This is a genomic window from Crinalium epipsammum PCC 9333 (assembly GCF_000317495.1).
GTDB lineage: Bacteria > Cyanobacteriota > Cyanobacteriia > Cyanobacteriales > PCC-9333 > Crinalium > Crinalium epipsammum.
Window position 1 is genome coordinate 5,276,572 of sequence record NC_019753.1, and the last position, 23,429, is coordinate 5,300,000.

Here is a 23,429-nt window from a genome sequence, read left to right on the forward strand (position 1 = left end):
CAAACGAAATTTCTGCCCCTCCGCCCCCCTGCCCCTCTGCCCCTCTGCCCTCACTCCTCACTTGATGCCCATCGCCAGTTATAACGATTCCACTCATAAACTCCTTGAATCTCGTATTCCACACCACTATCGAAGCGAATTAAGCAATTAGTATACGATCGCATTCCATCCCAAGAAGCATCAGATTCACTAATATGTGTCTCCGATATCCCAACCACCCTACAAGGAAACCACTCTTGGCTATCAGGATTATTTTCTTGTACCCATTCCCATAATCTATTAGATAATTCTATGCGATCGCCTACTTTTAGCCTTGAACGATCATCTTCTTTTATATAGGCTGCTATGTGGCTTTGTTTGATCTGATTTAGCCATTGAATACCATAGCGCGAGCGTATAAATTGTACTGCGCCAGAGTCGATGTTGTGCAGCCAATCATTTAATAATTGGATTTTCCAAGCACGTTTTAGCCTTTGTTGTTTTTTTACAAACTCCAAAAAAGCCTCACGTTCCTCAACCGTTAGTTGCTCTAAAGGATTAATACTATCAGTATCATCACTGGTTGGTAAATTACTTATAGGTTTAGCAGTTAATTCCTCAACCAACACTTGCAACAGAATTTCCTTCTGCATCTCTGTTAAGCTGCAAAATAACGTCTCACACTGACTAAATGCTATTTGCAGCGCGGCTTCAATCTCAGCAGGAGTCATAATGGGTAGAGATGATTATGTCCGCTTTGTGACTATTAATCTATTATGCTCCCAAATGATCCCAAACTAAAGAGCGATCGGTAACTGATCCGCTACGGCTTGCAGAAGTTCTACTTCATTATTGCTCCAAGTCCGAGGTTTGCTGAAGTGTTCACACACGATCACCCCAACTTCTCCAGAAAGAAATTGAATAGTTACTGCTAAAATAGCAGTATAATTTAGTGAAATTAAGTAATTTAAGCTACTCACATCTAATTGCGAACTTTGCGAAATATCGTTTAACTCAATCCTACTTTGGTTAAGAATTAACTCTCCTAAAGATGCTTCTTCCATTAACGCATTAGACTTAGCTAGATTTGCTACTTCAACATCAGAAGATTCTGCAACTAATTCAAAGTATGGCTCATCAACATTGCCACGATAAACTAAGAAACTACAGCGATGAGTTTGCAATAAATTGCGAATAGTAATTAAAGTACTATTAATAATATTTCTAATTGCACTAGAATTACGAATCTGCTTAGTTAAACTATCTAGAAGTTCTTGCTGTTTTGTTAATTGCTGACTTTTTGCTTCGCTTTCTCGTAACATCTCCTGAGCTTGTTTACGAGTTGCTTGTTTTTCTAAACAAGCCATGATTGCTTCTTCTAATTCACTAATTGTAAAAGGTTTAGTTAAATAATCATCTGCTCCCATATTCATGCCTTGCCTAATATCTGCTTTATCAGCTTTGGCACTCAGGAAAATTAATGGAATGATAGCAGTTTTAGCCGACTGACGTAGGGAGTTTAACACGCCATAACCGTCAAGTTCTGGCATCATAATGTCACAAATAATTAAATCAGGTAAATACTCTTGTGCTTGTTTTACCCCAACAACACCGTTTTCCGCTCCAAGACATTCAAAATCTAAACAATCAAGAATTTCTAATATATCTTCCCGCAGAGGAGCTTCATCCTCAATTACTAAAATTTTTTTCATTTACTTGCATCCTAAATATTTGCTTTTAAAATATAAGTTTACATGATCCTGCTAAAACTTTCTTTTTATGTGACAATCTGGATTCTCGTATTTTAATTATCTATTTTAACCCAGGCAACTCTAAATGGATACTTAACTACAATTCCCCCGCCGATAACTATCACAATTAGAAGTACTAAATTTTACCATAAACATGATCACATTTCTTGATATTTTTTATACCGTAAAATTTTAAATATTTCTAAAAATCAATAGCAGTTTTTATTGAAAAAATTAGTTATAATTTTATTATATTATTTAATAATAAGTTTTTTGAATGATGATCTGCTGGTATAATTTTATATTAAACTTAATCTGAAAAATTCGATATCAAACAAACTTAAGCTCTCTCCAAGAATATTCTACCAGTGCAACTATACGATTACTTAAAAACCAGATGGATAACCAGTTTAAAGTCAGTAGGATACAATACCTTAGCTGGAAACAGTTCAACGGTACTCTCAATATACAGTCAAGCTCAGGGCTGGAGTGGAGCTTACTATTTACTCAAGGAAGTTTAAGTTGGGCAACTGGTGGAGTCCATCTTAATCGGCTTTGGCAAAGGCATCTGATTCAACATTGTCTAGAAATTATTCCTGAGTTAATTGATGGGAAATCTCAAAACCAAATTAGCTCTACTTCGCTTAATCTTAACGTTCCGCAACCAGAAGTTCCACAAAGTTGCTGGCAGTATGAAAAGTTAACAGCCTTAGTGATGCGCGATCGCATTACCAAAGAGCAATTTATATCTGTGATTACAGGAGTGATCGCAGAAGTGTTATTTGATATCATCCAGCAAGCGGCTATCCAATCACTCACCTATTCTGAAAGCCCCCAATCGCTCCCAGATCTTCAAATAGCTACGATTAATACAGATCAAGCTTTTAAAGATATCTTACAAGTTTGGGAATCATGGCGGAAATTGGGGTTTGCCAAAATATCACCTAACCTTGCACCTATAATTAAACGACCAACTGAATTACAACAGCAAACTCCATCTGCTGTCTATCAAAACTTTATTAGTCGGATCGACGGTCAGCATACACTGCGGGACTTAGCCGCGCAAATGAAACAAGACTTAGTACTGCTAACCCGTTCTTTAATTCCTTACATTCGCAAAGGCATCATCGGGCTAGTTGAGGTAGCTGATTTGCCCGCGCTTACTACCACTAAAGTAGAAAGCACATCTTCGGTAAGTCTTACACAAAAGCAACCAGTTAAGTCAAATCAAACAGTTACAGCCGCAAGCCCACTAATTGCTTGTGTAGATGATAGCCCTCAAACTTGTCAGATAATGGAACATATTTTGACTCAGGCAGGTTTTCGGTTTGTCAGTATCCAAGATTCAGTGCAAGCATTACCAATACTGCTACAACGGAAACCAGATTTAATTTTTTTAGATTTAATGATGCCAGTTGTCAACGGCTATGAAATTTGCTCTCAACTGCGACGAGTTGGGGTTTTTGTCAATACGCCCATGATAATTTTGACAGGCAACGATGGGCTGATAGATCGAGTACGTGCTAAGGTGGTTGGAGCATCAGATTTTGTACCAAAACCAGTAGAGGCTCAAAAAATTCTGGCTGTTGTGCGGAAATACTTTCCTGTAGGAGCAGTAGATTTATCTGCATCTAAGATGCAATTAAGTTAGTATAGCAGAGAATCTTATCAAATAATTAAACAGTATTTTAGCTGTAGAGCAACAGAATGTTAGTGTTTGGTTTATAAAAAATAGAGGGTTGGTGCTGATATGAATAGTGTTTTAGTTGTAGAAGATTCCGCAACAGATTTAGAAGTTATTAGTTTGTATTTAAAACAAGCAGGTTTATCTGTAGTTGTTGCCAAAAATAGCCAAGAGGCACATGAAATAATAGATAAAAATCACCCAAATCTAATAATTTTGGATGTTATTCTTCCCGATCAAAGCGGATTTGAACTTTGCCGTGAACTAAAAAATAATCCTATTACCAATAAAATTCCTGTAGTAATTTCTTCATCAAAAAATACTGATGTTGACAAATTGTGGGGAAATATGTTAGGGGCAGATGCTTATATTACCAAGCCTGTAAATCAAGTAGAATTGATTGAAACAATCAAAACTTTAATGGCTTGAGGTTGATTATAATAAAGAATATATTAACATTCTGCGCTTTGGAAGCGTGGTTTAAATAAATCTACTTAAAATTGGCATAGCTAATGTTTGCTCCTAATAGATCGCAATCAAGTGATTACTCACATTCTGAAAAAAAGTTTATTAGTTTTAAGCTAGGTTTAAAAGATATAGCTTTACTCCCCCTGGAGTGCATTGCTGAACTTTTTCAGGTTTCCATAGGAGATATTTTGCCTGTTCCTGAAATTCCTAATTGTGTGTTAGGAATTTATAACTGGCGGGAAGAAATTTTATGGTTAATAGATATAAACGCCCTCACAGGTTTTCCGGCAATTACACAGCAAGAATCATTACTAGCTATGATGGCAATGGTAGTGCAAGTAGAAGGTAAATTTTTAGGGTTATTAGTGCCACAAGTAAATGATATTGACGTACTTGATGTGCAAGATATGAAAATCCCTGACCGCAAATTATTTAAGGATGAGTTAATGCCGTTTTTACAAGGCTACTTTATAAGTAAGGATAATGAGATTTTGAGAGTTTTGAATCCTGAAGCTATCAGCCAAGTTAGTTTGTGGAGTCAGAAGTAAAAATTCAATAGAATTAAGGTATTAGCAATTTTTTTTGATTACTAAGGGATCTACCATGACAATTTTTAACGAAATAAATCAAAAACTTGAAGGTAATAAATTGGCGCAAGTTAATAATAGTGATCAAAGCTTGCTCAATAATGGCACTGCACAGATTCAAGCTGCTGTTAACCAGTTAAAAGAGGAATTAGAAGGAGATGGATGGCTGACTAAACATAATCTCAGCGAACAGTTTGAGGAAGTTGAAAATTTTATTGAAACAGTACCAAAAGAATTTAAAGATAGTTTGATAGCTGCTAGTCAACGACAGTTATTAAATCAGCGTCAACAGGTAAAAGCGATCGCATCTCAATTACAATCTTGCTCAGAGTTAGACCAACTGCTGAATGTGACTGTTACGCAAGTTAGGGAAATATTGCAATGCGATCGCACTCTCATTTATCGCTTTGGTGCAGCAGGTGAAAAAGGAACTGTAGTAGCAGAGTCACTTAAACGCGGTTGGACACCTGCGTTAAATGAAAACTTACCAACGCTGACATTTGGATTAGATCAACCTGAAGAATATCTGCAAGGTGAAGTTGTTGTTGCAGATATTAATCACGCTACAATTACGCCTTATCAGCGACAACTGCTAGAAAAATTTCAAGTTCAAGCTAGTGTTACTGTCCCAATTGTAGTTGATGCCCAAATTTGGGGATTATTAGTAGTACACAATTGCGCTGAAGCACGTCAATGGCAAGAAACAGAAATTAACTTAATTGATCAAATCAGTAATCAATTAACTATTACCCTACAACAGCTTGAATTCCGCTCACAAATTCAACAACAAATAGAGAAAGAAAGAGCAGTTGGTAAAGTAATTGATAAAATTCGCTCCTCTCTAGATCAAGATGCAATTTTTAAAACCATAACTCAAGAAATTCGTAACTTACTGCGAGTTGACCGTGTAGCAGTTTATCAATTTGCTCCTGACTGGAGTGGCGAATTTATTGTTGAGTCAGTAGGCGGTAATTGGACAAAATTAGTGGGTCCAGGAATAAAAACAGTTTGGGCGGATACCCATCTCCAAGAAACCCAAGGCGGGCGCTATCGCTATCACGAAACTTTTGTAGTTGATGATGTCTACAAAGCTGGTCATTCACCATGCCATGTAGATATATTAGAACAATTTGAAGTTAAAGCTTATGTAATAGTTCCCATTTTTGTTGGGGAACAGCTTTGGGGTTTATTAGGTGTATATCAAAATTCTGCACCTCGCCATTGGCAACAATCACAAGTAAAATGGCTCAATCAGATTGCTGGGCAATTATGGGTAGCACTCAAACAATCTGAGAACTTAAAGCAGATGCAGGGGCAATCTGAGCAATTAATCAAGGCGACGGAACGGGAGAGGGCAGCCGCGAAAGTGATTGATCGCTTGCGCCAATCTTTAGATATTGACACGATCTTTAAGACAACTACACGGGATGTGCGGGAGTTACTTAAAGTTGATCGTGTGGGAGTTTATCGTTTTAACGATGATTGGAGTGGTGAATTTGTTTTAGAGTCTGTAGGGGCGGAATGGACTCCTTTATTACAAAAAAGCGCGAATTTAGAAGGTTTGCAAGCGAACCAAAGTAATTGTCATGCTGTACAAAACTTAGGTTTAGGTAAAAGAAGGCTTGCTGATAGTTATTTACAAGAAACAGAAGGCGGTCGTTTTCGTGAGAAAGGAACTTTTGCTGTAGAAGATATCTACAAAGCTGGGTTTTCACCTTGTTATATGGAGGTGTTGGAAGAATCCCAAGTTAAAGCTTATGCAATTGTCCCTGTGTATCAAGGTGAAAAACTTTGGGGTTTGCTAGGCGCTTACCAAAACTCAGGTACGCGCAAATGGGAAGAAGCAGAAGTAGCTTTGTTAGCACAAATTGGCGACCAATTGGGTGTGGCGTTGCAGCAGGCAGAATATTTGCAACAACTACAAACACAGTCAGCGAAATTAGCAGAAGCATCAGAACGCGATCGCACTTTAACTAAAGTAATTAATCGCATTCGCCAAACATTTGACTTAGACACAATCTTTAAAACTACCACCCTAGAAGTTAGGAATTTAATCAAGGTAGACCGCGTAGCAATCTATAAATTCCGTCCCGACTACTTCGGAGACTTCATTGCCGAATCAGAAGCGCCAGGAGAACCGAAATTAGCTGGATTAGATCGCCTGATAGCATGGGAAGACCCCTATTTAAATGAGCATAAAGGTGGCAGATTCCGCAACAATGAAGTGTTAGTAGTAGATGATGTTTACAATGGCGGTTTGACAGATTGCCATGTAGAAGCATTAGAAAATTTCCATGTTAAAGCTTGTGTTGTAGTAGCCATATTTAAAGGGCAAGAATTGTGGGGATTACTATCTGCTTTCCAAAATAAAGAAACACGCCATTGGGAAGAGTACGAAGTAGAGTTAATGCTACAAGTGGCGGCTCAAATTGGGGTAGCGATACAACAAGCGGAATATTTGCAGCAATTAAAAGCACAGTCAGCGAAATTAGCAGAAGCATCAGAACGCGATCGCACTTTAACTAAAGTAATTAATCGCATTCGCCAAACATTTGACTTAGACACCATCTTTAAAACTACCACTCTAGAAGTTAGGAATTTAATCAAAGTAGACCGCATAGCAATTTATAAATTCCGTCCTGACTACTTTGGAGACTTCATAGCCGAATCAGAAGCACCAGGAGAACCGAAACTAGCTGGATTAGATCGCCTGATAGCATGGGAAGACCCGTATCTCAATGAGCATCAAGGCGGCAGATTCCGCAACAATGAAGTGTTAGTAGTAGATGATGTCTTCAATGGTGGCTTGACAGATTGCCATGTAGAAGCATTAGAAAACTTCCATGTTAAAGCTTGTGTTGTAGTAGCAATCTTTAAAGGGAAAGAATTGTGGGGATTACTATCTGCCTTCCAAAATAAAGAAACGCGCCATTGGGAAGAGTACGAAGTAGAGTTAATGCTACAAGTGGCGGCTCAAATTGGGGTAGCAATTCAACAATCGGAGTATTTGCAACAACTACAAACACAGTCAGCGAAATTAGCAGAATCATCAGAACGCGATCGCACTCTGACTAAAGTAATTGATCGCATTCGCAAATCCTTCGACCTGGAAACTATATTTAGAACAACTACCCAAGAAGTCAGAAGCTTAATTAAAGTAGATCGGGTAGCAGTTTATAAATTCCGTCCCGACTACTTCGGAGACTTCATTGCGGAATCAGAAGCCCCAGGCGAACCGAAACTGGTAGGGCGCGATCGCCTCACAGCATGGGAAGACCCCTATTTAAATGAGCATCAAGGTGGCAGATTCCGTAACAATGAAGTGTTAGTAGTGGATGATGTCTTCAATGGTGGCTTAACTGATTGCCATGTAGAAGCATTAGAAGGGTTCCATGTTAAAGCTTGCATTGTCGTGGCAATCTTTAAAGGGCAAGAATTGTGGGGATTACTATCTGCGTTCCAAAATAAAGAAACGCGCCATTGGGAACAGTATGAAGTAGAGTTAATGCTACAAGTTGCTGCTCAAATTGGTGTAGCGATTCAACAAGCAGAATATTTACAACAACTACAGACGCAATCCCAACAATTAGCACAAGCAGCCGAAAAAGATAAAGCAGCCAAAGAGTTATTGCAGCAACGCGCCTTACAATTGCTCAAAGCAGTGCGTCCAGCTTTAGACGGTGATTTAACAGTACGTGCGCCGATTACTGAAGATGAACTAGGCACAATTGCTGATGCTTATAACAACACCCTGCAAGCCCTGCGGAAAATTGTTACCCAAGTACAGATTGCGGCTAAACAAGTAGCAGAAACTTCTAGCAATAGTGGTTCCTCAATTGGACAACTATCTAGCCAAGCGCAGCAACAGTTCCAAGAAATTAACAAAGCTTTAGAAGAAATTCAGCAGATGGTTCATTCTGCCCAAGCGGTAGCAGAAGACGCACGGCAAGTAGAAAAGGCAGTGCAGCAAGCCAACCAAACAGTACAATCTGGGGATGCAGCAATGAACCGCACAGTTGAGGGGATTTCTGAGATTCGCGAAACAGTTTCCCAAACAGGGAAGAAGATTAAGCAGTTAAGTGAATCTTCCCAAAAAATCTCTAAAGTTGTGCAGTTAATTAGTAACTTTGCTACGCAGACAAATGTGTTGGCGATGAATGCTGCAATTGAAGCAACTCGTGCGGGAGAATACGGGCGGGGGTTTGCGGTGGTTGCGGACGAAGTGCGAAGTCTTGCGCGTCAGTCAGCAGCAGCTACTACTGAAATTGAGAAGCTAGTTGAAGAAATTCAAGGTGCAACTGGGGAAGTAGCCGCAGCAATGGAAACAGGTATTCAACAGGTAGTCGAGGGGACAAATTTAGTGAATGAAACTCGACAAAATTTGAATGCGATCGCGGCAGCTACATCTCAAATTAGTCAGTTAGTAGAAAACATCACCGAAGCTACTCAAATTCAAACAAACCAATCTGTAACAGTTACTCAAACTATGAACCAAGTTGCGACTATCGCTAACCAAACTTCTGAAGATTCAATTCAAATCTCATCTAACTTCCAAGACTTACTAGCAACCGCTCAAGATTTACAAGCGAGTGCTGCTAAGTTTAAGGTGAATTAAGGGCGTTTATTGGTTAATGCGTCTTTTGCGTTTGATTCTTTTTTCAACGCAAAGGACGCAAAGGTTCTTGGGAGATTAAACCTCTTGCATCAGGGCATAAAATTTGATTACACATCTGCGTAATCTGCGTCCATCTGCTTACATCTGCGATAAAAAACCAAGAGTATTAATTTTTACAATAGATCTAAAAAGGCGCAAAGGTATCCAAAGAAGCTAATATGATCACCGATGAAAGTATACAGGAGCAAGCTTATTTTTATTTTCAAAGTGAAGCTCCAGAATTATTACAAGTGATTGAGCAAGAAATTCTCACACTTTTAGAAGACCGTAGTACCGCTAAAATACATAATTTAATGCGGGCAGCCCATACTATGAAAGGGGCATCGGCGAATGTGGGGTTAGAGGTAATTCAAACTATTGCCCATTCTTTGGAAGATGTTGTTAAAGCTCTTTATAACCCCGAATTAGTTATTGATGCCAAGTTGCAATCATTGCTGCTACAAGGTTACGAATGCTTGCGCGAACCTTTAATGTTGCAACTTAATGGAGGAACTATTAATAAGGAGCAAGCTCTTAATCATTCTAGTGCGGTATTTATCCAATTAGAGGAAAAACTTGGTGACTTTTTAAGCGATCCAGCGCAAATACCTAGTTCTGCGGAATTAGGGTTTGATGTTGTGCAATCTATATTTGAGATAGGAGTGCAGCAACGGTTAGAAAACCTTTCTAATGCGATCGCACAAGCTAAAAGCAGCGAGCCAACAGAAAATAGTTTATCTGATATTGCAAATTTATTACGCTCGGAAGCAGAAGTATTTATTGGGTTAGCAGAGTCTTTTAATTTATCTGGTTTTGGTGCGATCGCTCAAGCTACAATTACTGCAATAGAAGCTCATCCCGATCAAGCATTAAATATTGCTGAGATTGCTTTAGCTAATTTTAAGGAAGGGCAACAGAATATTTTATCAGGCGATCGCATAGATGGCGGCACACCATCAGAGGCATTGCAGCAATTAGCAGGAATTAGCAGTGAAGCCGGGGAAATACCAGTTAATTCTCAAAATGTAGAAACCGAGCTTGAGCAGTTTCGGGAATTTATTATCAGCGATCGCTTTAACACTCAAAATAAATTACATCAAAAATTATCTCAGTTTTATTTAAAAGCAACTCGCACTTGCTTAGGTTGGTTTGATCATTACGAAAATATCCCCCAATCAGATCTTTCCTTAAATTTACTTGTTCCCCAAGTTTTACAACAAGACACAGAAGACCAAGAAACAGCCACTCAAGAAGCTCAAACTGTTGCTAAATATATAGATAATTGGGTGAGCAGTTTTATAGATGCAATTAAAGATCCCAATGATAGCCCGACATTAGGACTTTATCAAAAAGCAGCATTACTCACAGTAAATTTAGCGATCGCTAAATTTTTGTATGCCAATCAAGTTACTAACCTAGCAGATTACCGCAATTTACCTCTACTACAAATTTTAGAACGCCGACTTATTAAAGCTGTTAAAGAATATAAAAATAGTCCTCCCCTAAGTGATTTAGAAAAAAACTGGTTAGAGCAACCTCTAATTAATACTTTTATTTTAGAAGAACATTCCCCAGAATTTTCCGATGCTTTCAGTAAAGAAGATACTTTAATTGACGAAATTTGGGGTAGCCCCTCTCAATCAGAAAATAGCTCAATCGAAATAAGTACAGCCCCAGAAGTAGTTCCTTTTACCGAAGAATTAAAAATATCTGAACCTAACCAAACCACTAATAACGTAGATCAACAGCGAGAAAAACACCAAGTTAATCATCCCACATTACCTCATCAACAAAATACTAGCAAAACGGGTAATCAATTTGTCAGAGTTGAGTTAGAGGAACTAGAACGAATCAATCATTTAGCTAGTAATTTGCTGATTAATCAAAATCGTCAAATTGCTCAAGATGAGAATTTGCAAGCAGCAGTTAATCAACTTCGTGCTAACCTCAAACAACACCAACAAACAATTAATAAATTGCGTGATTGGTCAAATAAATTATTAACCTTACCTGCAAATGGTATTAAAAACGATAGCATAATCGCTTTAGAACAACTGCTTTTACCTAATATGCAGTTAGCACAATTAGGCAATAACCAATCAACCGCTTTTGATACATTAGAATTAGATCGTTATACAGAATTATATCGGTTATTTATTACTGCAATAGAAGAAACGCTGCAACTAGAAACAGTAACAGACACAATCGACCAAATTACCAAACAATTTAGCCATACCCTAGAAAGGCAACAACGCTTGTTATCGCACATGAGAAATGACATGACGGCGGTGCAAATGTTGCCTATAGGGGAGATATTTGGGCGATTTTCGAGGATGGTGGAACAATTAGCGATCGCTAAAAACAAGCCCGTAGAATTAAAATTTAGTGGGAGTCAGGTTTTAGTTGATAAAGCGATCGCCGAAAAACTTTATGAACCACTACTCCACCTAGTCCGAAACGCCTTTGATCACGGCATAGAAGCGCCTGAAAACCGTGTTGAACAAGGAAAACCCAAAACAGGTCAAATTGAAATTCGCGCCTATCATCAAGGCAATCAAACAATCATTGAAGTTAGAGATGATGGTAAAGGATTAAACTTTGACTCGATCCGTCAACGAGCAGTCGAGCTAAATTTTATCAGCCCAGAACAAATAAATCAAATTTCCAAATCTCAGTTATTAGATTTAATATTTGAACCTGGGTTTTCTACAGCGCGTACAATTAGCGATCTTTCTGGTAGAGGGATAGGGTTAGATATTGTCCGCAACCAGTTACAAAGTTTGAAAGGTTCTATAACAGTTGAATCGCAACCACAAATGGGAACTATATTTTCACTACAAATTCCCTTTTCTCTGACCAGTGCAAAGTTTTTTGTCTGTCAGGCAGGTAATTTTAATTATGCCTTATTATCAGAATCTATCGTCAAAATAGTTCTGGCTAAATCCGAACAAATTCAGGTATGGGAAGACAAAAAAATATTGCTATATGAACAAGGTTATGCTAAAGAACAAGAACAAAATACAGTAGCTATACCTGTTTATAAACTTTCAGACTTGATTAACTATAACTATTTTGCTAAGTATTCATCCTTATTTAAGGATAAAACTGCTGGTATTAAGTCTGAGCAAAAAAGTCAAACAGATAATCTGCAATTATTTTTACTGCGTGGAACCACAGGTTTATTAGCACTAGAAATCGATCAGATTATTGGTGAACAAGAATTAGTAATTAGACCATTAGGAAGTGCGATCGCCACACCAAACTATATATTTGGTTGTAGTATATTAGGCGATGGTCATCTCCTCCTAGCAATTGACGGCGCAGTACTACTAGAGCATCAAGTTTCACCTAACAACCAAAGTAACTTGCTTTCCGCATCAAACGTATCATCAAAAGCCCTACCCGCAGGAACAGCAAATACTGTCCGAGAATTACCACCTGCTGTCACCTTCAACCCTAAAACCGTCTTAGTAGTAGATGACTCTCTTAGTCACAGACAAACATTAACCTTGCACCTTCAAAAAGCAGGTTATCACATTTTACAAGCGCAAGATGGTCAAGAAGCATTAGAACAACTTCGGAAATCTTCAGATATTAGTTTAGTAATTTGTGATATAGAAATGCCAAGGATGAATGGTTTTGAATTTTTAAACCATCGTACTCAAGATCCAGAATTAAATAAAATCCCTGTAATGATGCTCACCTCACGTAACAGTGAAAAGCATCGACTCTTAGCATTAGAATTAGGTGCTTCTGCTTACCTTACCAAACCCTATTTACAGCAAGAACTTCTGAACACCATCACTAACTTAATGAAATAAAGAAAATTAGACAAAAATTCAGCTAAAATGAAGCCCAAACTATCTTTGTAATTAAGCTAAGGCGCAAATAAACTTGTAGATTTTTCATTTAGATAAAAGTTATCAAACCCTCTCTCCTCTCTCCTCCCTCCTCCCTCCTCTCCCCCTAAAACATCAAATTAACAGCTTATTTTGAGGAATTCAGCACTACACTTATTTCGCCTACCCTAATTCCCAAAGGTTTCCAGTGAGGGTTATTTGAATAGAGTTCATGGTCGCCACTCACAACTCGATAATCCTTCGGAAACTTGTTAGCAGCATTAGGAGCAGCTTCTACCTGTATCATCAGTTTGCGATGATAGCGAGATAATTTAGTTTTTTCTAACAAAACTGTCCCACTATAGTCCCAACCAAGCCCAAAAAGTTTAAACTCTCCCAACTTTTGGCGTAATTGAGTCAAAGAAGTTCCTACACCAATACCTTCAGGAGTTTTCCACGCAGTTCCCAAGTCAGTCACAGAAACAGGTTTAGTTTTAGCGTTATTACTCCAAACTACAGTAAATGATTTTTCAGCCCCAAGATTGACTCTAGTAACTGAAAATTTCCCAATGCCTTCAGCGCCATAAATGCTGCCATCCTTCAGACGGGATGCACCGAATAATTTAACTAAATCTTTTCGTGTAGTCTTGCTCGTTACTGCACCAACTCGACTCCCTGGAATAATTAGGGTATCTTGAGATGAAGTTGATACGAACTGACCAGTCAGCACTTGCGCGATCGCACTATCGGAAGAAAGCAACTGCCTTAAGTCAAATGTTGCCAGTGATGCTGTTAAATTGCTGTTCAAATAACTCAGCATCACAGTTAAAGTGGCAGTAGTAATACCTTTAACGAATAAATTCAGCATAATTCATCAAGAGTTTGTAGCTTTAATCACACCGCAAGCCAGCCGTCCACCTGCATCACCAGATGGTTGACTCTTAAGGTCATCGGCTTTAGCGTGAATAATCACCGCGCGACCAATAATAGACTGCTCACCTGATAGACGAAGCGCCGAATCTTGCAGTTGTGTTGTTGCCTTACCTGTACTATCAGCCGTTAAGTTTCCTAAATCTCCCACATGGCGTTTTGCTGCTGTCGGCGCAGCGTGAGGCTGTTTGGTCGGGTTAAAATGGTCTCCTGCCGATTTAGCATCTTTGCTACTGCAATCGCCTTTTTCATGGACATGAAAACCGTGTTTACCAGGAGCCAAACCTGTTACATCCACCTTAATTGAAGTTGAATCTCCTGCTTGTGTAAAGGCTATAGTGCCAGCAGCCTTATTACCTGCTGTAGGTTGCAGCGTTGCCACTGCTTTTTGTTGTGCTTCCTGAGCAGAGGATTTAGTAATGGGCGTTGCTGCGGGAGAAACTTCTGTCTGTGGACGGTTTCCTTCCGTACAGCTAGTTAAGATAACTAAAAGCATTGCAGACATAATAAATTTGGGCATTTCAACTCAACTCCCTTATATTTAGATATTGATACTCACAGGTCTAAAAGCACTGAGATTTTACGGACAGAGTAAGCTTAGACAACACTTAAAGTTTAACTCTCGCTACTGTTGTCTGTGCTATCTGTTAAAATCTCATCCCCGCTTTGAAAGTACAAGACTTACGCCAACAGTAAAATTATGCTTGTAGGGGCGGGTTGCACCAAAAATTTCTGCTTCCAAAATTGATATAGATAAACCCGCCCTGACAGATGTGGATGATTTCTGTGTAAGTCCTAAAGTACAAACAATTAATGCTTTTGTCAGTTTAAGTTTAATATCCTCGTCGCTAAAATTGAGTAAGTAGAACACAACAAACAAAAATTAAGCGTGACTACAGAAAAAATCAAGTTTGGAGAACAGATAGTTAATAAATTCATTGAACTGGTGTTGTCAAATCTGATTGATGCCGAACATCTGCAAGTTAGAGTTAAAGCCAACCTCAAACAATTAGCTCGTGGCGAACTCGATGGGTTAGCTATTGAGATGTACGGTTTTCTCCTGCGCCAACACCTGCGCGTAGCTTTCTTGCGCTTCGATATCGGGTCATCGGCTGTCAATACCGAAAGTATAATGCACCGAAAAATCGAATTACTGCATCCATCCGTTGGACGGATGCAAATGGCTCTCGATCAAGAACAGTTAACCAATGCACTCAACACCCAACTGGTATCTTCATCACAGGAACAGTTTCATTTCTTTGGGCTAAGGCAAATCAATTGCCAGCTACGGGCAGATAGGGCAATGGTATTCCACTTTGATTGGATAAATGCTGAAGAAATTGAATCTGGAACTTGCACCGCCACACCCCAAATTACGACCGATGGCAGTAGGGTTCTGCTAGAGCAACGTCAGGTTGAAGGTAAAGAACTACCAACTGAATTAATCAACGCAGTCAGCCAACAAGTAAGCGACATCTTGAGCCTAAGCGACATTGCCAATCGTGGTACAGCTTTTCACTTTCAACAGCTTGATATCGAAGCAGGCAAAATTACAGTGCAAGCAGCCACCCAGATAGAACATTTTCCCACAAATTAATATAATTAATAATTTTGCCAACCCCCTTGCCCCCTCCTTTTAATGAGGTAAGCGTTGGTAAGTATATCCTGTTGGTTATGAAGATACCCGCATTATCATCTTGCCCCCTCCTTTTAACGAGGTAAGCGTTGGTAAGTATATCCTGTTGGTTATGAAGATACCCGCATTATCATCTTGCTCCCTCCCCTTTATAAGGGGAGGGTTGGGGAGGGGTATACTTTAGCTACAGTACGTTGCCAAAGACTCTAAAACCAGTTTCGCTGCACTAACACGGATCATAAAAATTTTCCCTCCAAATTCGCGATAAGCTGAAAATTGAAGTGAACGACAAGGGTAACTTATGGTGCAGTTAAGAAGTTTTCGACATTTAGCTGTCTTTGCTATTTCCTTGCTTGTTTGGCTTGCAAGCTGGGTATTTACTCCCCCTGCCTTAGCACTAACTCAAATACAACTTTCTAACTTGTCATACCACAGATGTCCAGCAGAGTTCTCAAAAGGTGCTGTCACCAGTGGTGGAGTTACTGACGCAGCCAACTGTTTTATGATCACAGGCAAAGCAGATAATAAATCAGGTAAATCTGTATACGATGCCGATATTTTTGGTCGTATTTATGATGCTGACAACAATTCTGTCATGCAAAACAGAACTCGTCTAGGTTTGATCGAAGAACTACCACCAGGCATTAGCGATTTTGAATTAAGAATCACTGTACCTGCGAATTTACCAACACCTCTGCAACTCAAACAATTCAAAGCAGCAGGATTTAGCGGTAGAGTTCGCCGTTGACATCCTACCGCAATTAATCAAACCAATTGCAACCCCTATCGGATTTAAAACCCAACACTTGATGAGATTGCAGGAGTAAATAGTCCTGCCACAATTTGCAGCAGAAAAATTGCCAACATTGGAGAGATATCCAATGTACCGCCCAAAGGTGGAATAAAAGAACGGAATAAATCGAGATAGGGGTCAGTCAGAGGACTCAATGTAGCTGTAATCTGATTCATCCACTCGACTGTAGGAAACCAAGTCAAAAGAATCCGAACCACCAGCAGAAAAATATAGATTTGCAGGAAGTAATAGATGCTAGTAGTTAGCAGGGCAGCAGATGAACTCATGGATAGTACAGTTTATTAAGTAACGGATCTGTTTACTTCTAGCTTACTTCAGCAGTATCAACAGTGGAGAAGAGATGCTACTTTAGGATTCAATACCGCGCGATCGCTCTTGATCTATCTCCACAGCATTACCATTGACATTCCCTAGTGATAACCGCACTTCATCAATCGCTGTATTGAGTTGAGCAATTTTATCCTCTAAACTGCGACGAGAAGTTTCAATACTGTCAGATTCGCTAAGTTGCCGTCGCCTAGATTTTCTCGGCTTACCTTCGGACAAAGTAGGATTAATTAAAGATTGCTCCGATTCTTCGGCTTCTGAAGTTTGTTTAGCAGCAAATAGCGCCCCAACAACTCCACCAGCTATACCACCTAGTATAGTTCCAAGCAAGAATCCACTTGTAAAACCATCGCGCTGACTCATATCAAGAAAGAAATTAAAGATTTGAGATTTGAGATTAATTTCAGCTTATCGCCTGGTTGACCTAGCTGCATACGCAAATTAGGGGTGGCGCATCTTCACAAAAATCACCAATTTACCCCTCACCCCTCACTCAGTCCTAAACTTAAGTGCCGAAAGTGCGATCGCCTGCATCTCCCAAACCAGGTACAATAAACCCTTTACTATTTAACCCCTCATCAATAATCGCAGTATAAATAACCAAGCTAGGATAATGCGTTCCCAGTTGTTGCAAAGCTGGTGGAGCAGCAACTACAGAAATAATTCGCACAAAAGCTGGATTAACACCACGTTTAATTAATTCTGTCATAGCAGCCATAATTGTTCCCCCAGTCGCTAACATTGGTTCTGTAATTAAAACCCTTGTTTCGGGGTCAAATTGTTCTGGTAATTTATTTAAGTAACAGCTAGGCTCAAGCGTTTCCTCATTACGCACAATCCCCAAATGGTAAATTGAAGCAAGTGGTAATAAAGGCTGCGCCCCCTCTAACAACGCCAGCCCCGCCCGCAAAATTGGCACTACTGCTACTGGTACTTGAGGATTAATAAAAGTTGCAGGGCATTCCGCTAATGGAGTTTGTACAGTTGTTTCAATACTTGGCAACCAGTCTCTAATTGCCTCATAAGTAAGCCACCGCCCCAATTCCGTCATCGCACTGCGAAACAAAGTTGTTGGCGTTTGGGCATCACGCACAACTCCCAACCAGTGCTTAATTAGAGGATGAGGTGGAACATGAATACGTAATTGTATAGCCATAGTCAACCGATTTTAAACTTAAAATTTAGGAGTAACAACCTAGAACTTAGATACAGCCCCCTGTTAAAGCTTTGTTCGGGGGTCAGAGAATCAAGAAGATGCCTGTTAATCATACGCTTTTCTGGTTCTGATCATCTTACCTGTTGGGCTTCTTAGCTCCCAATTAGATAATTTATTGATAATTTATCTCACTACTATTGACAGCATTTTTCAATAAGGATATATTGTGTTTAGTGTTCTCCTCTCAAATTAAGGATCGGCAGGTGGGACTGGTAAGCAAGAGCAGACTCGTCCCCGCTTTTTTTTGACAAGCATTGCTCTAAGAATTAGGCATTAGTCCAGTCACGCTGTAAACTCAGATAAGTTAAATATTTGCAAGATCAAGTTTCTTGCCTTAGAGCTAAAGCTCACCCAAAATTTCAAACTCAAAATCTCTTGACTCCATGCCTGCCACTTCTATTTCCTATTTCCTTGAAGATAAACCCGATCAAACCGTTTTTGATGTCATTGTGATTGGATCAGGTATTGGGGGTTTAGTAACAGCAACTCAACTAGCTGCCAAAGGCGCTAAAGTTTTAGTACTCGAAAGTTATTTAATCCCTGGGGGAAGTGCTGGCTACTTTGAGCGGGAAGGCTACCGCTTTGATGTAGGAGCCTCAATGATTTTTGGGTTTGGCGATCAAGGTACAACAAATCTGCTTACCCGCGCTCTCAAAGCTGTGGATATGAGTATAGAAACTATTCCTGACTCGGTGCAGATTGATTACCACCTCCCCAACGGGTTAAACCTGAAGGTTCACCGAGATTATGATAAATTTTTGCAAGAACTAACAGAATATTTCCCCCACGAACGTCAAGGGATTCGTCAGTTTTATAACGAGTGCTGGAAAGTATTTAATTGCTTGAACGCAATGGATTTGCTATCACTGGAAGAACCTCGTTATTTAACAAGAGTATTTTTCCAGCATCCATTAGCTTGTTTGGGCTTAGTCAAGTATCTACCACAAAATGCAGGTGATATTGCTCGACGTTATATAAAAGATCCCACTTTATTAAAGTTTATTGATATGGAGTGCTATTGCTGGTCAGTTGTTCCAGCAGATTTGACACCCATGATTAATGCCGGAATGGTATTTTCAGATCGGCACTATGGCGGTATTAACTACCCCAAGGGAGGCGTAGGACAAATCGCCCAAAAGTTAGTAGAAGGACTAGAGAAATTTGGTGGAAAAATTCAATACAAAGCTAAGGTGACAAAGATTCTTAAACAAAAGAATCGTGCTGTCGGAGTACAACTAGCTGATGGTAAAGTTTATCACGCGAAGCGAATTGTTTCTAATGCTACTCGCTGGGATACATTTGAAAAATTACTACCAGTAGAAGAAATGCCAGCAGCAGAGAAAAGCTGGCAGCAGCGTTATCAAAAGTCACCTAGTTTTTTAAGTTTACATTTGGGGGTAAAGGCAGATGTTTTATCTCCTGGTACAGAATGTCACCACATTTTGCTGGAAGACTGGCAAAAAATGGAAGCACCAGAAGGTACTATTTTTGTGTCTATTCCCACGCTTTTAGATCCAGATTTAGCACCAGCAGGACATCATATTATTCATACGTTCACGCCTAGCTGGATTGAAGACTGGCAAAAACTATCTGCAACAGAATACGAAGAGAAAAAGGAAGAAGCTGCTGGGCGAATTATTGAACGCTTAGAGAAGATTTTTCCAGGTTTAGATGCAGGTTTAGACTATATGGAGGTGGGAACACCCCGCACTCACCGTCGCTTTTTGGGGCGTGAACATGGCACTTATGGTCCAATACCCCGCCGCAAGTTATTAGGATTATTGGGAATGCCGTTTAATCGGACGGCTATCCCAGGATTGTACTGTGTAGGGGATAGTACCTTTCCAGGGCAAGGGTTAAATGCTGTGGCATTTTCAGGATTTGCTTGCGCTCATCGCATTGCTGTGGATTTGGGAATGTAATATATAGCAGTCAGCTATCAGCTATCAGCTTTTTTCAAAGCATTTCTCCGTCAGGGTTTCAGAATATCAAATGTTCTAACCTATCTGGCTACGGCTATAACAACCACAAATTAGTACAGACGAGATATTAGGGTGCGATCGCTATTTAGTTTACTCCCTTCCCACTAAAAGATTACCGATTATATTCTTCTTTTTCCTTGGCGTTCTTTGCGTCTTGGCGGTTTTAAAAATAGGTATTCGCCATAGTGGGAAGGGAGTAAACTTAACAATTGCCATTATTTGTCAAAAGATGAAAATTACGGCATTTTTTTGACAAAATTATGTTTAATTGTTTACAAAGCTCATTCGACTCAAAAAACTCTTGAGGCGATCGCTCTGTGGTTGGGTTAGCACTTCTCGTGCTGAACCTTCTTCTTCCACACGACCTTGATTTAAAAATAATACGCGATTAGCTACCTCACGCGCAAATTGCATCTCATGGGTGACAATTACCATTGTCATTCCTTCTTGTGCGAGTTGTTGCATAACTCCCAGTACTTCCCCCACCAGTTCTGGATCTAACGCACTTGTAGGTTCATCAAATAACATAACTTGGGGGTTCATACATAAGCTACGCGCGATCGCTACCCGTTGCTTTTGTCCACCCGATAATTGTTCAGGATAAGCATTCGCCTTATCTGCAACCCCGACTTTTTCCAAATAGAACCTAGCTAGTCTGCTACTTTCCTTGGGCGATCGCTTCAAAACCTTAGAGGGAGCAAGTGTTAAATTGCCTAAAACACTTAGATGCGGAAACAAATTAAACTGCTGAAATACCATCCCCACCTCTGTCCGTAGTCTCCGCAGTTGGTTGGAGGTAAGACGAGAACGGGATAAATCTATACCATTAACGACTAAATTTCCCCCGTCAATTGTCTCCAAGCGGTTGAAGCAACGCAGTAAAGTACTTTTTCCACAGCCTGAAGTACCAATTACTGCCACTACTTCCCCTTGGTGTATTTCGCCTGTGATACCTTGTAGTACTCTCAGCGAGCCAAAATTCTTCTCAATATTATCAAAGGAGATAGCGGCAGAAGAAGCATTCATCTTGATTTATATTTACTGAATGTAAAATTTAATACCCAAGGGCAAGTAGTTTAAAGTTAGCAAATTGTAATGACAGACCTCAGTTATTTTTTCTTAGTAGTCCACACAGTACTGAACATCATTAAGATTCCACCGATAAAAATGGCGATCGCCAGTCCACCTGCAATTAAATTTAGTACATCCTCATTAATTTCCATTGGTTATTTAGTAAATGTTTAATTGTGTCAACGGTACTACATTAGCAACATTATCGCTACGAGTGGACAAAAAACAATATGACTAAATTTATTCGGTTTTTACGTCAGCTATTGATTTCCTTAAGCTGTCTAGCCTTAGTAACTAGCTGTAGCCTGAATCCTAATCCTGCTGGGAGTGCTAAACAACTAATAGTTGCCACCGAACCAGCTTTTCCTCCCTTTGAGGTACAAGCAGCTAGCGGTAAATTGGAAGGATTTGATATTGATGTAATCAATGTTATTGGCAAAGCTGCTAACTTTAATGTGCAATTTCAGAGTTTACCTTTCGACGGAATTATCCCAGCATTGCAGTCAAAAACCGTCGATGCAGCTATCAGTGCCATTACTATCACACCAGAACGCCTGAATACTATTTCATTTTCCCAACCTTATTTTAAAGCAGGACTGGCGATCGCTGTTCGAGCTAACAATAGCGACATCATCAACTTTGACAGCCTTAAAAATAAGAAAATTGCCGTCCAAATCGGCACAACTGGCGCTAAAAAAGCTCAAACTATTCCTGGTGTCCAAATTCGCACCTTTGATTCCGCCCCCTTAGCCCTTCAAGAACTCTTTAATGGCAACGTTGATGCTGTAATCAACGATGCGCCAGTAACCCTCTACGCACTTAAAACTGGTAATCTTCAAGGAATTAAAATAGTCAGCCAGCTACTTACAGAAGAATACTATGGCATCGCTACAGCCAAGAACTCTCCTAATCTCAAAACTATAAACCAAGGTTTAACAAGCATTTTAAACAATGGCACATACGCCCAAATTTACCAAAAGTGGTTTAACACTCAGCCCCCTCAACTCCCAAAAACATTACCAGGTGCTACCTCCACAGGAGTTTTATCATCTCCTAGCGTAATTTTAACTGCTCTTCCCAACTTACTACGTGGTGCATTAGTTACTCTTCAGCTAACCGCCTTATCAGTCTTTTTAGGAATGATGGCTGGTTCACTAATAGGTATAGCTCATCTATCAAAAGTTAAACCCATAGGTTGGGCTGCTAGAGCTTACATTGATTTCTTTCGGGGTACACCCCTGCTAGTGCAAATTTTTATGATTTATTTCGGCCTACCTGCACTAATGCAAGAATTCGGCTTAAATTTCAACTTAGATCGTTTAGTAGGCGCTGTTACCGCACTAAGTTTAAATAGTGCTGCCTATCTAGCTGAAATAGTGCGTGCAGGTATCCAATCAATCGAGCCAGGGCAAGCAGAAGCAGCACAATCGCTAGGTATGAGTTCAAGCCAAACCATGCGTTATATTATCTTCCCTCAAGCATTGCGAAGAATGTTACCACCATTAGGCAACGAATTTATTACTCTACTTAAAGATACCAGCTTAGTTGCAATAATTGGATTTGAGGAGCTATTTCGGCAAGGTCAATTAATTGTTGCAGATAACTATCGCGCCTTTGAAATTTATACAGCTATTGCCTTAATTTACTTATGTTTAACAGTTTTATCCTCATACCTGTTTAGTTTTTTAGAGCGTTTAATGAATCCAGTCAAAAACACATCAAACTAATAAATAATCTCAAGAATAGGCTAGTTATATTGCTCCCCTCTCATTTTTGCTAATGAAATAGCTCTGCCCATTTAACTATCACTTTTAACCTAAAACTTATATCTGGACTTTAGACTAGTTCCCGGTGCAAAACTTCCTGCGATCGCCACTTAGGAACCACTTGATAATCATTCTCATCTAAAAGAGAGCATGAGGAAATACTCTATTGCTGTTTTCTGATGTCTATGGCTTAGAATATCTGGCAGCCATCAAATTTGATCATAAACACTATTGTGTTACGTCAAAAATATACCATTGATCCTCGCTTCAGCCGTCTACTGAAATTAAGCGGATTGAATAATGCGGAATTAGATGAGATTGATAAGATTTTAGGAGATAGACAATTATATGAATACCTAGAATCTGATTTATCAAAACGTTATCCTAAAACCAAGGAAACAGGTAGAAATTCCACTCCTGTAGAAGTTATATTCAGGTTACTGGTTCTGAAACATCTCTACCAGATAAGTTATCAAGAGATTCTTAATCGTGTTAATGAAAATTTAGTATTAAGGCAATTCTGTCGAGTCTACTTCAATCAACTCCCTAGTAAAAGTACATTGATTCGCTGGGCGAATTTAATTAAAGCTGAAACCCTTAAGCAATTTAATCAACGTCTTACTGAGTTAGCAACGCAATTAGAAGTTACCCAAGGTGAAAAGGTTAGAACTGATGGTACAGTTGTATCAACCAATATTCACTTTCCTTCTGATAATAGCTTATTG

18 protein-coding genes (1 of these 18 running past the window's edge) are annotated in these 23,429 nt (G+C 39.4%); 10 read left to right on the top strand and 8 right to left on the bottom strand.

Going from position 1 to position 23,429, the window contains the following annotated elements; translation table 11 throughout:
- Window positions 1–50: 50 nt before the first annotated feature.
- Window positions 51–710 (bottom strand): hypothetical protein, encoded by a 660-nt coding sequence (locus CRI9333_RS22925; RefSeq protein WP_015205545.1) that lies wholly within the window; start codon window positions 708–710, stop codon window positions 51–53.
- A 66-nt stretch (window positions 711–776) separates the two neighbouring features.
- Window positions 777–1,691 (bottom strand): response regulator, encoded by a 915-nt coding sequence (locus CRI9333_RS25260; RefSeq protein ID WP_015205546.1) that lies wholly within the window; start codon window positions 1,689–1,691, stop codon window positions 777–779.
- Window positions 1,692–2,127: 436 nt separating this feature from the next.
- Here CRI9333_RS25260 and CRI9333_RS22935 point away from each other — a divergent pair, with 436 nt between their 5' ends.
- From CRI9333_RS22935 to CRI9333_RS22955, 5 genes are all read left to right on the top strand, one after another.
- Window positions 2,128–3,381 carry a response regulator gene (locus tag CRI9333_RS22935; protein ID WP_015205547.1) on the top strand — a complete coding sequence of 418 codons (1,254 nt, stop codon included), beginning with the start codon at window positions 2,128–2,130 and terminating at the stop codon, window positions 3,379–3,381.
- 99 nt (window positions 3,382–3,480) lie between these two features.
- Window positions 3,481–3,843, top strand: a complete 363-nt coding sequence (locus CRI9333_RS22940; protein ID WP_015205548.1) for a response regulator transcription factor — start codon at window positions 3,481–3,483, stop codon at window positions 3,841–3,843.
- An 83-nt stretch (window positions 3,844–3,926) separates the two neighbouring features.
- A complete protein-coding gene (locus CRI9333_RS22945) occupies window positions 3,927–4,430 on the top strand; it encodes a chemotaxis protein CheW (RefSeq protein ID WP_015205549.1) in 504 nt (167 codons plus the stop codon).
- 55 nt (window positions 4,431–4,485) lie between these two features.
- Window positions 4,486–9,084, top strand: coding sequence for a GAF domain-containing protein (locus CRI9333_RS22950; protein ID WP_015205550.1), 4,599 nt, complete (start codon window positions 4,486–4,488; stop codon window positions 9,082–9,084).
- 218 nt (window positions 9,085–9,302) lie between these two features.
- Complete coding sequence (locus tag CRI9333_RS22955; RefSeq protein ID WP_015205551.1) at window positions 9,303–12,944, top strand: hybrid sensor histidine kinase/response regulator; 3,642 nt, start codon at window positions 9,303–9,305, stop codon at window positions 12,942–12,944.
- Between the two features lie 166 nt (window positions 12,945–13,110).
- On the opposite strand, the gene CRI9333_RS22960 is transcribed toward CRI9333_RS22955, so the two are convergent.
- Both CRI9333_RS22960 and CRI9333_RS22965 read right to left on the bottom strand, forming a co-directional pair.
- Window positions 13,111–13,830 carry a hypothetical protein gene (locus tag CRI9333_RS22960; RefSeq protein ID WP_015205552.1) on the bottom strand — a complete coding sequence of 240 codons (720 nt, stop codon included), beginning with the start codon at window positions 13,828–13,830 and terminating at the stop codon, window positions 13,111–13,113.
- Between the two features lie 6 nt (window positions 13,831–13,836).
- Window positions 13,837–14,397, bottom strand: coding sequence for a superoxide dismutase family protein (locus CRI9333_RS22965; RefSeq protein WP_198013594.1), 561 nt, complete (start codon window positions 14,395–14,397; stop codon window positions 13,837–13,839).
- A 384-nt stretch (window positions 14,398–14,781) separates the two neighbouring features.
- Between CRI9333_RS22965 and CRI9333_RS22970 the strand changes: the two genes are divergently transcribed.
- Complete coding sequence (locus tag CRI9333_RS22970) at window positions 14,782–15,489, top strand: LmeA family phospholipid-binding protein (protein ID WP_015205554.1); 708 nt, start codon at window positions 14,782–14,784, stop codon at window positions 15,487–15,489.
- A 340-nt stretch (window positions 15,490–15,829) separates the two neighbouring features.
- Window positions 15,830–16,276, top strand: a complete 447-nt coding sequence (locus CRI9333_RS22975; RefSeq protein WP_015205555.1) for a hypothetical protein — start codon at window positions 15,830–15,832, stop codon at window positions 16,274–16,276.
- Window positions 16,277–16,320: 44 nt separating this feature from the next.
- Here the strand turns inward: CRI9333_RS22975 and CRI9333_RS22980 are convergent, their stop codons facing one another.
- From CRI9333_RS22980 to upp, 3 genes are all read right to left on the bottom strand, one after another.
- Window positions 16,321–16,608, bottom strand: a complete 288-nt coding sequence (locus tag CRI9333_RS22980) for a YggT family protein (protein ID WP_015205556.1) — start codon at window positions 16,606–16,608, stop codon at window positions 16,321–16,323.
- Window positions 16,609–16,690: 82 nt separating this feature from the next.
- Window positions 16,691–17,032: a hypothetical protein gene (locus CRI9333_RS22985; protein WP_015205557.1), complete on the bottom strand. Its 342-nt coding sequence runs from the start codon at window positions 17,030–17,032 to the stop codon at window positions 16,691–16,693.
- A 142-nt stretch (window positions 17,033–17,174) separates the two neighbouring features.
- Complete coding sequence (gene upp / locus CRI9333_RS22990) at window positions 17,175–17,825, bottom strand: uracil phosphoribosyltransferase (protein ID WP_015205558.1); 651 nt, start codon at window positions 17,823–17,825, stop codon at window positions 17,175–17,177.
- A 443-nt stretch (window positions 17,826–18,268) separates the two neighbouring features.
- Here upp and crtH point away from each other — a divergent pair, with 443 nt between their 5' ends.
- Window positions 18,269–19,807, top strand: coding sequence for a carotenoid isomerase (crtH, locus tag CRI9333_RS22995; protein ID WP_015205559.1), 1,539 nt, complete (start codon window positions 18,269–18,271; stop codon window positions 19,805–19,807).
- A 324-nt stretch (window positions 19,808–20,131) separates the two neighbouring features.
- Here crtH and CRI9333_RS23000 read toward each other — a convergent pair whose 3' ends face one another.
- Window positions 20,132–20,893 carry an amino acid ABC transporter ATP-binding protein gene (locus tag CRI9333_RS23000; protein ID WP_015205560.1) on the bottom strand — a complete coding sequence of 254 codons (762 nt, stop codon included), beginning with the start codon at window positions 20,891–20,893 and terminating at the stop codon, window positions 20,132–20,134.
- A gap of 275 nt (window positions 20,894–21,168) precedes the next feature.
- Between CRI9333_RS23000 and CRI9333_RS23005 the strand changes: the two genes are divergently transcribed.
- Both CRI9333_RS23005 and CRI9333_RS23010 read left to right on the top strand, forming a co-directional pair.
- Window positions 21,169–22,665, top strand: coding sequence for an ABC transporter permease subunit (locus CRI9333_RS23005; protein WP_015205562.1), 1,497 nt, complete (start codon window positions 21,169–21,171; stop codon window positions 22,663–22,665).
- Between the two features lie 272 nt (window positions 22,666–22,937).
- Window positions 22,938–23,429 carry the 5' end (the start) of an ISNCY-like element ISCep2 family transposase gene (locus CRI9333_RS23010; protein ID WP_015201155.1) on the top strand. It continues 921 nt past the right edge of the window, so the window shows 492 of its 1,413 coding nt (coding positions 1–492); the start codon lies at window positions 22,938–22,940; the stop codon falls past the right edge of the window.